The 13599-nt window shown below is 74.1% G+C and carries 17 protein-coding genes; 11 read left to right on the plus strand and 6 right to left on the minus strand.

Features of this window, described 5'->3' with window-relative positions:
* The first annotated feature begins 1 nt into the window (after nt 1).
* Nucleotides 2-841: a shikimate dehydrogenase gene (locus Q5530_RS22735; RefSeq protein ID WP_415364792.1), complete on the plus strand. Its 840-nt coding sequence runs from the start codon at nt 2-4 to the stop codon at nt 839-841.
* Here the strand turns inward: Q5530_RS22735 and Q5530_RS22740 are convergent.
* The 4 genes from Q5530_RS22740 to Q5530_RS22755 form a co-directional block, all read right to left on the minus strand.
* Nucleotides 838-1425 (minus strand): AAA family ATPase, encoded by a 588-nt coding sequence (locus Q5530_RS22740; protein ID WP_415364793.1) that lies wholly within the window; start codon nt 1423-1425, stop codon nt 838-840. The two genes, Q5530_RS22735 and Q5530_RS22740, sit on opposite strands and share 4 nt — an antisense overlap.
* Before the next feature lie 64 nt (nt 1426-1489).
* The gene (locus Q5530_RS22745) at nt 1490-1753 is read right to left on the minus strand and encodes an HPr family phosphocarrier protein (RefSeq protein ID WP_380633149.1); all 264 of its coding nucleotides are present in this window, start codon (nt 1751-1753) and stop codon (nt 1490-1492) included.
* Nucleotides 1746-3053 (minus strand): PTS transporter subunit EIIC, encoded by a 1308-nt coding sequence (locus tag Q5530_RS22750; RefSeq protein ID WP_415364794.1) that lies wholly within the window; start codon nt 3051-3053, stop codon nt 1746-1748. Before Q5530_RS22750 ends, Q5530_RS22745 begins: the two co-directional genes overlap by 8 nt.
* A gap of 3 nt (nt 3054-3056) precedes the next feature.
* On the minus strand, nt 3057-3851 hold the full coding sequence (locus Q5530_RS22755; protein ID WP_415364795.1) for a GntR family transcriptional regulator: 795 nt from the start codon (nt 3849-3851) through the stop codon (nt 3057-3059).
* A gap of 165 nt (nt 3852-4016) precedes the next feature.
* Between Q5530_RS22755 and Q5530_RS22760 the strand changes: the two genes are divergently transcribed.
* The 7 genes from Q5530_RS22760 (at nt 4017) to Q5530_RS22790 (ending at nt 10243) form a co-directional block, all read left to right on the plus strand.
* Nucleotides 4017-4253, plus strand: coding sequence for a glucose PTS transporter subunit EIIB (locus tag Q5530_RS22760; RefSeq protein ID WP_033427848.1), 237 nt, complete (start codon nt 4017-4019; stop codon nt 4251-4253).
* Entirely contained in the window at nt 4250-4702 is a 453-nt protein-coding gene (locus Q5530_RS22765) for a PTS glucose transporter subunit IIA (RefSeq protein ID WP_380633152.1), read from the plus strand. The genes Q5530_RS22760 and Q5530_RS22765 overlap by 4 nt, the downstream gene beginning before the upstream one ends.
* 313 nt (nt 4703-5015) lie before the next feature.
* Nucleotides 5016-5519, plus strand: coding sequence for a prepilin peptidase (locus Q5530_RS22770; RefSeq protein WP_415364796.1), 504 nt, complete (start codon nt 5016-5018; stop codon nt 5517-5519).
* 63 nt (nt 5520-5582) lie between these two features.
* A complete protein-coding gene (gene aroC, locus Q5530_RS22775; RefSeq protein WP_415364797.1) occupies nt 5583-6782 on the plus strand; it encodes a chorismate synthase in 1200 nt (399 codons plus the stop codon).
* Nucleotides 6779-7282 (plus strand): shikimate kinase, encoded by a 504-nt coding sequence (locus Q5530_RS22780; protein WP_415364798.1) that lies wholly within the window; start codon nt 6779-6781, stop codon nt 7280-7282. The genes aroC and Q5530_RS22780 overlap by 4 nt, the downstream gene beginning before the upstream one ends.
* A 78-nt stretch (nt 7283-7360) precedes the next feature.
* The gene (gene aroB, locus Q5530_RS22785) at nt 7361-8467 is read left to right on the plus strand and encodes a 3-dehydroquinate synthase (protein ID WP_415364799.1); all 1107 of its coding nucleotides are present in this window, start codon (nt 7361-7363) and stop codon (nt 8465-8467) included.
* A gap of 255 nt (nt 8468-8722) precedes the next feature.
* The gene (locus Q5530_RS22790) at nt 8723-10243 is read left to right on the plus strand and encodes a beta-xylosidase (protein ID WP_415364800.1); all 1521 of its coding nucleotides are present in this window, start codon (nt 8723-8725) and stop codon (nt 10241-10243) included.
* A 32-nt stretch (nt 10244-10275) separates the two neighbouring features.
* Here the strand turns inward: Q5530_RS22790 and Q5530_RS22795 are convergent, their stop codons facing one another.
* Nucleotides 10276-10752: a hypothetical protein gene (locus Q5530_RS22795; protein ID WP_415364801.1), complete on the minus strand. Its 477-nt coding sequence runs from the start codon at nt 10750-10752 to the stop codon at nt 10276-10278.
* An 89-nt stretch (nt 10753-10841) separates the two neighbouring features.
* On the opposite strand from Q5530_RS22795, the gene Q5530_RS22800 reads away from it, so the two are divergent.
* The 3 genes from Q5530_RS22800 (at nt 10842) to nusB (ending at nt 12968) form a co-directional block, all read left to right on the plus strand.
* Nucleotides 10842-11921 carry a M24 family metallopeptidase gene (locus Q5530_RS22800; RefSeq protein ID WP_415364802.1) on the plus strand — a complete coding sequence of 360 codons (1080 nt, stop codon included), beginning with the start codon at nt 10842-10844 and terminating at the stop codon, nt 11919-11921.
* Nucleotides 11922-11983: 62 nt separating this feature from the next.
* Nucleotides 11984-12547, plus strand: coding sequence for an elongation factor P (efp, locus tag Q5530_RS22805; RefSeq protein WP_380633166.1), 564 nt, complete (start codon nt 11984-11986; stop codon nt 12545-12547).
* Nucleotide 12548: 1 nt separating this feature from the next.
* Nucleotides 12549-12968: a transcription antitermination factor NusB gene (gene nusB, locus Q5530_RS22810; RefSeq protein ID WP_415364803.1), complete on the plus strand. Its 420-nt coding sequence runs from the start codon at nt 12549-12551 to the stop codon at nt 12966-12968.
* Between the two features lie 113 nt (nt 12969-13081).
* Here nusB and Q5530_RS22815 read toward each other — a convergent pair whose 3' ends face one another.
* On the minus strand, nt 13082-13570 hold the full coding sequence (locus Q5530_RS22815; RefSeq protein ID WP_015103676.1) for a transcriptional regulator: 489 nt from the start codon (nt 13568-13570) through the stop codon (nt 13082-13084).
* Nucleotides 13571-13599: the final 29 nt, after the last annotated feature.

Genomic DNA, 13599 nt, shown 5'->3' on the forward strand with positions numbered 1-13599 from the left:
CGTGACGCGCCGCGCCGCGGTCATCGGCTCGCCGGTGGCCCACTCCCTGTCGCCGGTGCTGCACAACGCCGCGTTCGAGGCGCTGGGCCTGGCCGACTGGACCTACACGCGGGTCGAGTGCGAGGCGTCGGCGGTGCCGGACCTGGTCGCCGGGCTGGACGCCTCGTGGGCGGGCCTGTCGGTGACCATGCCGAACAAGCGCGCCGCACTGGCCGTCGCGTCCTCGACCACGTCCCGGGCGGCGCTGGTGGGCGCGGCCAACACGCTGGTGCCGGTGGACGGGGGCTGGCGGGCCGACTGCACGGACGTGGACGGCGTGCTGGGCGCGCTGAGCGCGGCGTGCGGCTTCACCTCCGGCACGCGGGCGCTGCTGCTGGGCGCGGGCGGCACCGCCACGGCGGCGCTGGTGGCGCTGGCGTCGGTCGGGGTGCGCGCGGTGTCGCTGGTGGTGCGCTCGGTGTCGCGGGCCGCCGAGGCGGAGGGGTGCGCGGCCCGCCTGGGCCTGGCGCTGGAGCCGGTCGTGTGGGACACGGCCGACTTCGCCGAGCTGGCCGCCTCCTGCGACGTGCTGGTCAGCACCGTGCCGCCGGCCGCGACCGAACCGGTCGCGGACGCGCTGGCGGGCGCGCCGTGCGTGCTGGACGTGATCTACCACCCGTGGCCGACGCCGCTGGCGCTCGCCGTGATGGCGCGGGGCCGTTCCCTGGCGACCGGGCTGGACATGCTGCTGCACCAGGCGTTCGGCCAGGCGGAGCAGTTCACCGGGCTGCCCGCGCCGCGCGAGGCGATGCGGCGGGCGCTGCGCGAGGCGACCGGCGACCTGCTGCCCCTGCCGATCTAGTCCGGGCCGATCTGGTCCGGGCCGATCTGGTCTGGTCTGGGCTGCTCGACGCGCGCTCGGTCCAGGTTCGCCAGGATCGCGTCCACGGTCTCGTCCGGGGTCTGGTCCGAGGTGTCCAACCACAGGCCGAGGCGCGGTGTGCCGGCGCGCAGGCCGCGGTCGAGGTCCTCGACGGTCCACGCCCCGTACCCGGTCTTGGGCCGCCCGGCCTCGCGCCGCGCCACCACCTCCGGCGAGGGCGCCAGGACCACGACGTACCGGGGTCGGGTGCGCACGGCGTCGACGAACGCGCGCAGGTGCTCCCCGAGGACCACGTCCTGCACCACGGCGGTCCAGCCGGCGCGGGCGTACCCGTCGGCGACGGTGGTGGCCAGCCGGTACCGCAGCCGCAGCTGGGCCTCGGCCTCGGCGGCGGCGTCGGGCACCAGGTCCGCCCGCCCGGAGACGATCATCCGGCGGAACGCGTCGCCGCGGACGTGCGCGGCGCGCGGCAGCCGTTCGGCGAGGCGCTGGGCCACCGTCGACTTCCCGGCCGCCATGATGCCGGTGACGACCACGACGGCCGAGTCCAGTTCGCTGATCACGGGGACATGCCTAACACCGGTGGGCCCCGCTCGTCACGAGCGGGGCCCACCGGCCGGTCGCCCCCTAGTCGAGGTCGGTGGCGATGATGTCCGCGATCGCCTCCAGCGCGGCGTCCGCGCCGTCGCCGTCCGCGGCCAGCACGACCTCGTCGCCGTGCATCGCGCCGAGCGTCATCAGCCCCAGCACGCTCGCCGCCTCGACCGGCTGGCCGTCGTCCTTGCGGATGGTGACCTTGACGGGCTGCCCGGCAGCCGCCTTGGCCAGCAGCGCGGCCGGGCGCGCGTGCAGTCCGACCTTGCTCGCCACGGTGACCCGTCGCTCAGGCACTCTCGGTCCTCTCTTCCTCCGCCGCCCGGCGCTCGGTGCGCCGTCGGGTCCCGCTCTCGCCGGTGGGCTCGACCACGCTCGCGTCGGCCTCCGGGTCCTCGTCCTCGTTGCGGCCGGGGGTCTTCAGGTTCCACTTGGTGATCACGAAGCGGAACAGGAAGTAGTAGATCACCGCGTAGACCAGGCCCAGCACGATGATCAGCAGCGGCTTCTCGGCGATGCCGAAGTTCAGCAGGTAGTCGATCGCGCCCGCGGAGAAGCCGAACCCGTCGCGGATGCCCAGCGCGTTGCTGATGGCCAGCGAGGTGCCGGTGAGCACCGCGTGGATCACGTACAGCGGCCACGCCACGAACATGAACGCGAACTCCAGCGGCTCGGTGACGCCGGTGATGAACGCGGTCAGCGCCGCCGAGCCCATGATGCCGGCGATGAGCTTGCGCTGCGCCGGGCGGGCGGTGTGCACGATGGCCAGCGCCGCCGCCGGGAGGGCGAACATGAAGATCGGGAAGAAGCCGGTCTGGAACGTGCCCGCGGTCGGGTCGCCCGCGAAGAACCGCGGGATGTCACCGGTCTTGCCCTCGTAGTCGCCGAACACCTGCCACAGGAAGGTGTTGGGGATGTGGTGCAGGCCCAGCGGGATCAGCAGGCGGTTGACCGTGCCGTAGATGCCCGCGCCGATGACCGTGCTGCCCGTGACCGCCTCGCTGACGTTGGTCAGGCCGGCGTCGAACCACGGGTAGACCAGGCCCATCAGCACCGCGACCGGGATCATCACGGCGGCGACCAGGATCGGCACGAACCGCCGACCGCCGAAGAACGCCAGGTAGGTGGGCAGCTTGATGCGGTGGTAGCGCTGCCACAGCACGGCGGTGATCAACCCGACCACGAGGCCGGCCAGCACGGAGTAGTTGATCACCTCCGGGTCGCCGTTCGGCTTCGTCTGCCCGTCCAGCACCAGGGGCGACATGGCGCCGAACACGGCCGTGGTCACCACGAAGCCGACCACGGCGGCCAGCGCCGTCGAACCGTCGCCGCGCCGGGCGAAACCGATCGCCACGCCGACCGCGAACAGCAGCGGCAGGTTGGCGAACAGCGCGTTGCCCGCACTGCCGATGACGCTCGCGACCGCGTTCCAGCCCAGGCCGTCCTTGCCGAGCAGGTCGTCCTGGCCGAGCCTCAGCAGCAGGGCCGCGACGGGCAGCGCGGCGATCGGCAGCATGAGGCTGCGGCCGAACCGCTGGAGCCCGGCCAGGCCCTTGAACTCCCGACCGCCGGTCGCCTGTGGGGCGCTGGCGCTCATGGGTTACCTCCTTGTGGCGGAGTGGTGCGGGCCGGATCCCGGGTCGGTCCGGTCCAACTGCATGGTCACCTGGTAGAGATCGCCCCGGTACCAGGACGTCATGTCCTCGACTGGCCTGCCCTGCGCGGAGCTCACCCGGCGGAAGACCAGGAGCGGCGCGCCCGCGCGGACGTCCAGCAGCTTCGCGGTGGCGGGGTCGGCGGCCTCGGCCCACACCGTCTGACCGGCGTGGTCGAGCTGCACCCCGTAGGCGTCGGCGATGAGCGTGTAGAGCGAGGTCGTCAGGTCGTGCCGGTCGAGGTCCGGGACGACCCGGGGGTTGTACCAGCCGCGTTCGACGGCCAGCGGCACGCCGTCGGCGCGGCGCAGCCGGACGAGCCGGAACGCCGGTTCGCGGGGCCCGAGGTCGAGCGCGCCGGCCACCGCGGGCGGCGGGACCTCCTGCGCGCAGGACACGACCCCGGTCGCCGGGACCAGGCCGCGGCGGCGCATGTCGTCGGTGAAGGACTCCAGGTAGAGCTGGACGTCCATGCGGCGCCGGGCGGTGAACGTGCCCCGGCCCTTGGCCCTGGTCAGCAGCCCCTCGCTGACGAGCTGGCCGACCGCGGCGCGGACCGTGATGCGGGAGACGCCGTAGCGCTGGGCGAGGTCGCGCTCGGAGGGGATGGGGGAGCCGGGCGGCAGCTCCTGCTCGGCCGTCCGGCGCAGGATGTCGCGGAGCTGGGCGTGCTTGGGGCGCGGCCCGTCGGTGATCTCCCGCCCGGCGGCCTCCCGGCCGGCGTTCCGCTCGTCGCCCACGACACCTCCCCCGTGCTCGCCCCAGGACACCCGGATTGGTACTTTCCGGTCTAGACCAGTTGGTGCGGGGAGGATGCTCCGCGCGCCGACCGGGTGTCAACCGCCGTTACGGGACCGTGCCCGAGCGGTGGCACCCTCGGGCCAGGTGTCGAGAGAGGACTTCAAGTGGCGGACGACAAGGCGGAGCGGATCCTCGCCGCGCTCGGCGGCGCGGACAACATCGTGGAGATCGAACCCTGCATCACGCGCCTGCGCTGCGAGCTGGAGGACGGCTCGCTGGTGGACGAGAAGGCGCTCAAGGGCCTGGGCGCGCACGGCGTGATGCGGGCGGGCAACGTGGTGCAGGTCGTCGTCGGCCCCGAGGCCGACACCATCGCGAGCGACATCGAGGACCTGCTGTGACGCTGCGCGTGACGAGCCCGGTCAGCGGCCGCGTGGTGCCGCTGACCGAGGTGCCGGACCCGGTCTTCGCGCAGGCCATGGTGGGGCCGGGGGTGGCGGTCGAGCCCGAGCGCGGCGGCGCCGAGGTGGTGTCCCCGGTGGACGGGACGGTGGTGACGCTGCACCCGCACGCGTTCGTCGTGGCCACCGAGGACGGTGCGGCGGTGCTCGTGCACCTCGGGATCGACACGGTCAAGCGCAAGGGCGAGGGCTTCACGCTGCACGTGGTCAAGGGCGAGTCGGTGCGGGCCGGTCAACCCGTGGTGACCTGGGACCCGGCCGAGGTCGAGGCGGCGGGCTTCGCGCCGATCTGCCCGGTGATCGCGCTGGACGCGGCGCCGGAGGTGCTGCTCGACCAGGCCGACGGTCCGGTGGTCGCGGGGGACGCGCTGTTCTCCTGGCGGCGCTGAGGTCGGTTCGACGGGGAACGCGGGTGAACGGACCGTTCACCCGCGTTCCCCGTTGCCCCGCCCCGGACCTCGCCACGACGCTGGACGCATGGTCATCACCTCGTCCGCGCCGCTCTCGTCGGCGCTCCTCGCGTCCGTCCCGTTCGGATCCGTCACTCCGCCGGGCTCCGTCCTCTTCAGCTCCGTCCTCTTCGGCTCCGGCTTCTCGGGTCCCGGCTTCTCGGGCTCCGTCTCATCTGGTCTGGTTTCCTCGTCCGGTTTCTGCGCCGGTGCGCTGGGCGCCCGTTTTCTCCGTTCCGCGCCGAGGGGGGCGGTGGTCCACCCGCTGTGGTGCGCCGTGCCCACGGCCGCGCTCTGGTGGCCGAGCACCCTGCTCGCCCCGCCCCGGTGGCTGCCGTTGGCGTTGCTGGTGGCGTGGCTGGGCGTGCTGCTGTCGGTCGTGGACTTCCGGCACCGGCGGCTGCCCGACGCCATGACGCTGCCCGCCTACCCGCTGGTGGGCCTGGCGCTGTGGTGGGCGGGGGCCGACCCGTGGCGGGCGGTGGCGGGAGCCGCGCTGTTCTTCGGCTTCCACCTGGCCGTGCGGCTGCTCGCGCCGTCCGCGATGGGCGGTGGCGACGTGAAGCTGGCGGGTCCGGTGGGCGCCGTGCTGGCGTCGGTGTCCTGGTGGGCGTTACCGGCGGGCGCGGTGGTGGCGAGCGCGGTGACCCTGGTCGTGGTGACCCCGGTCGCGGCGTCCCGGCGCCGGGCGGGCGGCGTGCCCCACGGCCCCGGGCTGCTGACCGCCGCGTGGCTGGCGGTGCTGTCCGCCGGCTGAGCGCACCCGGTGGGCCCCGCCCGACCGCCCCCGTCCCGTTCACGCTGTGAAAAGATCCTCGGCGTGCTGCGCTGGATGACTGCTGGGGAATCCCACGGGCCCGCCCTCGTCGCCGTGCTGGAAGGCATGGTCGCCGGGGTCGAGGTCACGACCGCCGACCTGACCGCCCAACTGGAGCGGCGTCGCCTCGGGTTCGGGCGGAGCCCCCGCATGGGCTTCGAGGCCGACGAGGTCGAGATCCTGGGCGGTGTGCGCCACGGCCTGACCCAGGGCGGCCCGGTCGCCGTCCGGATCGGCAACACCGAGTGGCCGAAGTGGCAGACGGTGATGTCCGCCGACCCGGTCGACCCGGCCGAGCTCAAGCCCACCGGCCGCAACGAGGCCCTGACCCGGCCGCGCCCCGGGCACGCCGACCTGCCCGGTATGCAGAAGTTCGGCTTCGACGAGGCCCGGCCCGTCCTGGAGCGCGCCAGCGCCCGGGAGACCGCCGCCCGCACCGCGCTGGGCACGGTCGCCCGCCACTTCCTCAAGCAGGTCTTCGACGTCGACGTGATCAGCCACGTGGTGTCGATCGGCAGGGCCAAGACCCCGGCCGACGCCGCGGTGCCCGGTCCCGGCGACCTGGCCGCGGTCGACGCCAGCCCGGTCCGCGCCTTCGACCAGCGCGGCACGGACGCCATGGTCGCCGAGGTGGAGGCCGTCAAGGAGGCCGGTGACACGGTCGGCGGCGTCATCGAGGTCATCGCCTACGGCCTGCCGCCCGGTCTCGGCTCGCACGTGCACTGGGACCGCAGGCTCGACGCCCGGCTGGCCGGCGCGCTGATGGGCGTGCAGGCGATGAAGGGCGTGGAGGTCGGCGACGGCTTCACCACCGCCGAGCGGTGGGGCAGCGAGGCCCACGACGAGATCGACCGGGGCACCGGCGCGAAGGGCGTCACCCGGCGCAGCAACCGGGCCGGCGGCCTGGAGGGCGGCATCACCAACGGCGAGCCGCTGCGCGTGCGCGTGGCCATGAAGCCGATCTCGACCGTCCCGCGCGCCCTGTCCACCGTCGACGTCCGCACCGGCGAGCCGGCCGTGGCGATCCACCAGCGCTCGGACGTGTGCGCGGTGCCGCGCGCGGGCGTGGTGCTGGAGTCGGTGGTGGCGCTGGTGCTGGCGGAGGCGGCGCTGGAGAAGTTCGGCGGCGACTCGATCACCGAGACCAAGCGCAACGTCGCCTCCTACCTGGAGGCCCTGGAAGCCCGCTGGGCGGGGCTGTGAGCCCGAGGTTCGTCGTCCTCGGGCCGCCCGGCGCGGGCAAGACGACGATCGGCGGCCTGCTCGCCGAGCGCACCGGGCTGCCCTTCCGCGACACCGACGAGGACGTGGTGGCCAGCGCGGGCAAGCCGATCTCGGACATCTTCACCACCGACGGCGAGCCCGTGTTCCGCGCGCTGGAGGAGCAGGCCGTCGCCGACGCCCTGGCGACCCACGACGGCGTGCTCGCGCTGGGCGGTGGCGCGGTGCTGTCCCCGGTCACCCGGCAGCGCCTGGCCGGCCACACCGTGGTGTTCCTCAACGTCGGCATGGCCGAGGGGGTGCGGCGCACCGGCCTGTCCAGCGCCCGCCCGCTGCTGGCCGGGGTGAGCCCGCGCGCCACCTTCAAGGCCCTGCTCGACGCCCGCCTGCCGCTGTACCGGGAGGTCGCCACCGTCGAGGTGGTCACCGACGACCTGTCCCCGGAGCAGGTGGTGGACGCCGTGCTCGACCGGTGCGGTTGACCGCTCCCGACCGGGTGCGGTGCGGTCACGGGCCGGGGGCGGTCGTGGTCGAATGGTGAACGACGGAGGGGAGCGGTAATGGGCGAGCCGGTGCGTATCCGCGTGGCCGCGGAGCGACCGTACGACGTGGTGGTGGGCCGTGGCCTGCTCGGTGACCTGGTCGAACTCGTGCGCGGCACGGCCAAGGCGGCGATCGTCCACACGCCCACGCTGGCCGCGACCGCCGAGGCGGTCCGCGACGAGCTGATCGCCGCCGGGGTCGACGCGCACCGCGTCGAGGTCCCGGACGCCGAGGACGGCAAGGAGCTGCGCGTCGCCGGCTACTGCTGGGACGTGTTCGGCCACATCGGTCTGGGCCGGCGGGACGTGGTGATCGGTCTCGGCGGCGGCGCGGTGACCGACCTGGCCGGGTTCGTCGCCTCCACCTGGATGCGCGGGGTGCGGCTGGTCCACGTGCCGACCACGCTGCTGGGCATGGTCGACGCCGCCGTCGGCGGCAAGACCGGCATCAACACCGACGCGGGCAAGAACCTGGTCGGCACGTTCTACGAGCCGAGCACCGTGCTGGTCGACCTGGCGACGCTGGAGACGCTGCCGCCCCACGAGCTGGTCGCGGGCATGGCCGAGGTGGTCAAGGGCGGGTTCATCGCCGATCCGGCGATCCTCGACCTGATCGAGGCCGACCCGGCCGCCGCGCTCGACCCGGCCGGCGACGTGATCGAGGAGCTGGTCCGCCGCAAGATCCAGGTCAAGGCCGACGTGGTGTCCACCGACCTGCGCGAGTCCGACCTGCGCGAGATCCTGAACTACGGCCACACCCTGGGGCACGCGATCGAGCGCCGCGAGCGCTACCGGTGGCGCCACGGCGCGGCGGTCAGCGTGGGCCTGGTGTTCGCCGCCGAACTGGCCCGGCTCGCCGGCCGCCTGGACGACGCCACGGCCGACCGCCACCGCGCGGTCCTGACCTCCCTGGGCCTGCCGACCAGCTACGACCCCGACGCGCTGCCCGAGCTGATGGAGGGCATGCGCTCGGACAAGAAGAACCGGTCGGGCGTGCTGCGGTTCGTGGTGCTCGACGGGCTGGCCAAGCCGGGCCGCCTGGAGGGCCCGGACCCGGCCCTGGTCGCGGCGGCCTACTCGGCGGTCGCGGGCGAGTCGAAGGCCGGCGGCAGCGTCCTGCTCTGACATCCCGGGCGGGTGCGGCGGGGCCGCCGCACCCGCGGGGTCGGAAGAGGAGCCTCTTCCCGGGCTCGATCACTGCCGGCCCCGATCACTGCCGAGCTCGATCACTGCCGAGCTCGATCACTGCCGGGAGCGATCACTGCCGGCACCGATCGGGTGACACCCGAACAAGTGAGCCGATCTCTACACTGGGCCGAGCCGGTCGCCGTGCGTCCACCGGCGTACCGACTCGTCCGCAGAAGTGGAGACCAGTCCCGCATGCCCAGGTCCGTACGGGGAGCGGCGAGGCTCCTCGGGTTCGCGCTGGCCGCCGCTTCCCTGGCGGCCTGCGCCCCGAGCGCCGCCGACCCCGCACCGGGAACCCTCCAGGTCAGCGCCGCGCCGAGCCCGTCGGCCACGGGCGGCAGCTCACCGGCGCCCGTCCCGGAACCCGTGGCGCTGGCCGCCGACCGGGGCAGGCGGAGCGGCGGCGTGGTCGCGGTCGGCGGCGGTGACTCGGCCTACAACTACGCGCCCTCGCTGGTGGTCGAGGGCGGCCGGCACCGCATGTGGTGGTGCAGCCAGCTCGGCGTGGCCCAGCCCGACGGCGACGACGTGCTCTACGCGGAGGCCACCTCGGCGGACGGCCCGTTCGCCGCGCCCGACGGCAGCCCCGCCCGGCCCGTGTTCTCCGGCAGCGGCTCCGGCTTCGACGCCATGCACACCTGCGACCCGTCGGTGATCAAGGTCGGCAGCGTCTACTACCTCTACTACACGGCCGCCGAGCGCGACAACGTGGACAACGGCAGCGCCGTCGGCGTCGCGGTCAGCTCCGACGGCCTGACCTGGACCCGGTGGGGCAGCGGCCCGATCATCACCCCGTCCGGCGAGGTGATCAGGGACAACGTCTACGGCGCGGGCCAGGTGTCGGCGCTGTGGCTGGACGGCTGGGTCTACCTGATGTTCACCGACACCACGGGCGCGGCGGCCGGGTGGAACGGCGCGGGCCAGTTCGTGCTGCGCTCCCAGGACCCGACCTTCGCCACCGGCGTGCAGGCGCTCGGCCCCGGCGGTTTCACGGCGGCGCCCGACACGCGCCCGCGCACCCGCTCGATCGTCGACGCCTTCAGCGCCGACTGGATGTACGTGGACGCGCTGGAGGCGTTCGTCATCGCCCACTCCACCGAGCACGGCACCACCCTGACGTCCTGGAACCGCGACTTCACCGCCAACCCGCACCCGCCGGTGCACATCCCCGGACCGTGGGCGGAGGGCCCCGGCCTGGTCCGGACCCCCACCGGGCACGCGCCCACCTCGCCGGAGGACCCGTGCGGCCGGGTCCCGGTGGACGTGGTCCGCGCGACGGTCGAGGGGGAGTCGGGCGCGCCGACCGCCCTGGCCCGCTTCGGCCTGGACCTCGCGGGCGTGCCCGGCTGCGCGACGGAGGAGGCGGCCCGCGTCCTGGACGGCTTCGCGGTGCCGTCCCCGGAGAACACCGTCGACCTGGTGCTGGGCGGCGAGGTGGTGCGCGTCGAGCGCCGCTCGGTGGCAGACCGCCTGGCCACCCGCGTACTGGACCGCCGCCCGCCCGCGGTGGACCGGCTGGAGGTCGTCGAACGCGTCCCGGCGGGGGTGCCGGCCGTGCGCGCGCCGGACGGGCAGGTGGGCCTGCTGCTGGAGGGCGACCGGCTGTGGCTCGTCGACGACGCCGAGGTGGCCGCGCTGAACTCCTCCCCGGTCACCGACGTGGGGCAGCGCGCCTGGGCGGCCTACGAGAAGGCGGGCGGCCTGCGCCGCTGAAGAGGAGGGCTGAAGAGGGGGACGGTGGCGGACTACCGCACCCGACCCGACCGCCGGGCCCCTTCCCGCCGGGCCTCCCCCCGCACCTCTTCCTCCCGACCCGCTTCCCCCGGAACCCCCTCCGGCTGGGGCAGCCGACCGCCGACCGCGACCCCGACCCCCGCCGCGGCCATCACCAGCAGCGCGGTGAACGCCGCGCCCCCGGTCAGCGCCGACCCCAGCGCCTCCAACCCCGTCTGGTCGACCAGCGACCGCCCCGCCACCCCGACGACCCCCGCCACCGGCCCGGCCACCAGCCCGGCGCGGAACCACACCAGCCCGGCGCCCCCCATCCCGCGCCACGCGTCCAGCGCGCCCCACAGCACCCCGACGACCACGAGCAGCGCCAGCGCGATGTACCTGGTCGACGAGGCGGCCCCCGGGCTGTGCGCGTTCACCGCCGCGATGCCCGTCTGCACCGCGCCGTGGAGCAACCCCAGGGTGAACCCGCGAACCAGCCACGTGCGCATACCTCCACCCTATGTGCCCACCAGGACCCCCGAAGTTCAGCCGATCGTGTGGCCCCGTACCTCGGCCCCGGTGGCCCTAGGCTGCGGGTATGCCCCACGCCACTCGCCGTGCCGCCCTGCGGGCCTCGCTCCGGGCGCAGGAGTTGGACGCCCTGCTGGTGACCAACCTGCTCAACGTCCGCTACCTGACCGGCTTCACCGGCTCGAACGCCGCGCTCCTGGTGCACGCCGAGTCGGACGGGTCCACCGCGTTCTGCACCGACGGCCGCTACCTCACCCAGGCCGCCGCCCAGGTGCCGGACCTGGCGCGGGTCGTCGACCGGCCCTGCGACGCGGTGCTGCTCAAGCGGGCCCGCGGCCTGCGCCGGGTGGGCTTCGAGAGCCACCACGTGACCGTGGACGGCCTGGACGCGCTGCGGGCCGCGGCCGGCGACGTGGCGCTGGTCCGCGCGCCCGGCCTGGTCGAGGCGCTGCGGCTGGTCAAGGACGACGCCGAGGTGGAGGCGCTGCGCATGGCCTGCGCGGCGGCCGACCGCGCCCTGGCCGGCCTGGTCGAGCACGGCGGCCTGCGCCCCGGCCGCACCGAGCGGGAGATCGCGCGCGAGCTGGAGAGCCGGATGCTCGACCACGGCGCGGCCGGCCCGTCGTTCGAGTCGATCGTGGCGGCCGGCGCGAACTCGGCGGTGCCGCACCACCGGCCCACCGACGCGCAGGTCCAGCACGGCGACCTCGTCAAGATCGACTTCGGCGCCCTGGTCGACGGCTACCACTCGGACATGACCCGCACCCTGGTCGTCGGCCGCGCCGCGGACTGGCAGCGCGACCTCCACCGGCTGGTCGCGGCCTCCCAGGCGGCGGGCCGCGCCGCGCTGGCGGTCGGCGCCGAGGTCTCGGCCGTGGACGCGGCCGCGCGCGGCGTGATCGACGCGGCGGGCCACGGCGAGCACTTCCTCCACGGTCTCGGCCACGGCGTCGGCCTCCAGATCCACGAGGCTCCGGCGCTGTCCAAGGCGGGTGACGGTACACTTCTGCCCGGTATGGCGGTCACCGTCGAGCCCGGTGTGTACCTGGCCGGGAAGGGTGGTGTTCGCATCGAGGACACGCTCGTGGTGCGCGAAGGCGCCCCGGAGCTCCTCACCCTGACCACGAAAGAGCTCGTGGTCGTCTGACGTCGGAGAAGCCGGCCGGAGCCGGCGCTCGCCAGCACTCACCCACAGGAGAGCCCACCACCGTGGCCACGACCAACGACCTGAAGAACGGCCTGGTGCTGAACCTGGACGGCCAGCTCTGGACCGTCACCGCGTTCCAGCACGTCAAGCCGGGCAAGGGTGGCGCCTTCGTGCGCACCACGTTGAAGCACGTCCTGTCCGGCAAGGTCGTGGACAAGACCTTCAACGCGGGCACCAAGGTCGACACGGCGACCGTGGACAAGCGCGGCATGACGTACCTGTACAAGGACGGCGCCGACTTCGTCTTCATGGACGGCGAGACCTACGACCAGATCACCGTCCCGGCGGAGACCGTCGGCGACGTGGCGAACTACATGCTGGAGAACCAGGACACGGTCGTCGCCATCCACGAGAGCACCCCGCTCTACGTGGAGCTGCCGACCTCGGTCGAGCTGGTCATCCAGCACACCGACCCGGGCCTCCAGGGCGACCGCTCCACCGGCGGCACCAAGCCCGCCACGCTGGAGACCGGCGCGGAGATCCAGGTCCCGCTGTTCGTCACCACCGGCGAGAAGATCAAGGTCGACACCCGCGACGGCCGCTACCTCGGCCGCGTGAACGGCTGAGATGGGCGCACGCAGCAAGGCCCGCAAGCGCGCGGTCGACGTCCTCTACGAGGCGGACGTGCGGGGGGCCGACCCGGTCACGCTGATCGCCGAGCGGGTCGGTTCCACCGACGTGCCGCCGGTCAACGACTACACGATCACCCTCGTGGAGGGCGTCACCGCGCACCGCTCGCGCATCGACGACCTGATCTCCGAGCACTCCGAGGGCTGGACCCTCCAGCGGATGCCGGCGGTGGACCGGGCGGTGCTGCGGCTCGGGCTCTACGAGCTGCTGTGGGCGGCGGACGTGCCCGACGCGGTGGCCATCGACGAGGCGGTGGAGCTGGCCAAGGGCCTGTCCACGGACGACTCGCCGCGCTTCGTCAACGGCGTGCTGGGCCGCATCGCGGTCATCGCCGACCAGCTCCGCGCGGTCCTGTAGCAACACCGGTAGGGGGTCGTGTCCCGCTCGTGGCGAGCGGGGCGCGGCCCCCTATCGTCGTGCTCGGCCCCGCCGGGAGCCGGTGACACCGGCCGGTCCCCGGCGGATCGTGCTCAGTCCTCCTTGGCCGGACGGGCCTCGGGGGGGAGCACACCCCAGTCGATGAGCTGCTCGGTCAGCTCGCCGGGTGTCATGTCGTAGATGATGGCGAGGGACCGCAGGTCCTCGGTCCGGATCGACAGCACCTTGCCGTTGTAGTCACCGCGCTGGCTCTGGATGGTGGCCGCGTACCGCGCGAGCGGCCCGACCTTCTCCGCCGGCAGTTGTTGCAGCCGCTCCAGGTTGATGACGATCTTGGTGGCGGGCTCGGCGCCGGACGGGACCCGACCCTCCGGCAGCAGTTCGGCCACCGGCACCCCGTAGAAGTCGGCCAGCTCGGCCAGCTTCTGCACGGTGACGGCTCGGTCGCCGCGCTCGTAAGAGCCCACGACCACGGCCTTCCAGCGACCGCCGGACTTCTGCTCGACGCCGTGCAGGGACAAGCCCTGCTGCTGTCGGATCGCGCGGAGCTTTGCCCCCAGCGCCTTGGCGTAGTCGCCCATGTGGCGGTTCTCCGTTCATTCGCCCCGTC

Source organism: Saccharothrix sp. BKS2 (genome assembly GCF_047689505.1).
Lineage (GTDB): Bacteria > Actinomycetota > Actinomycetes > Mycobacteriales > Pseudonocardiaceae > Actinosynnema > Actinosynnema lopnurensis.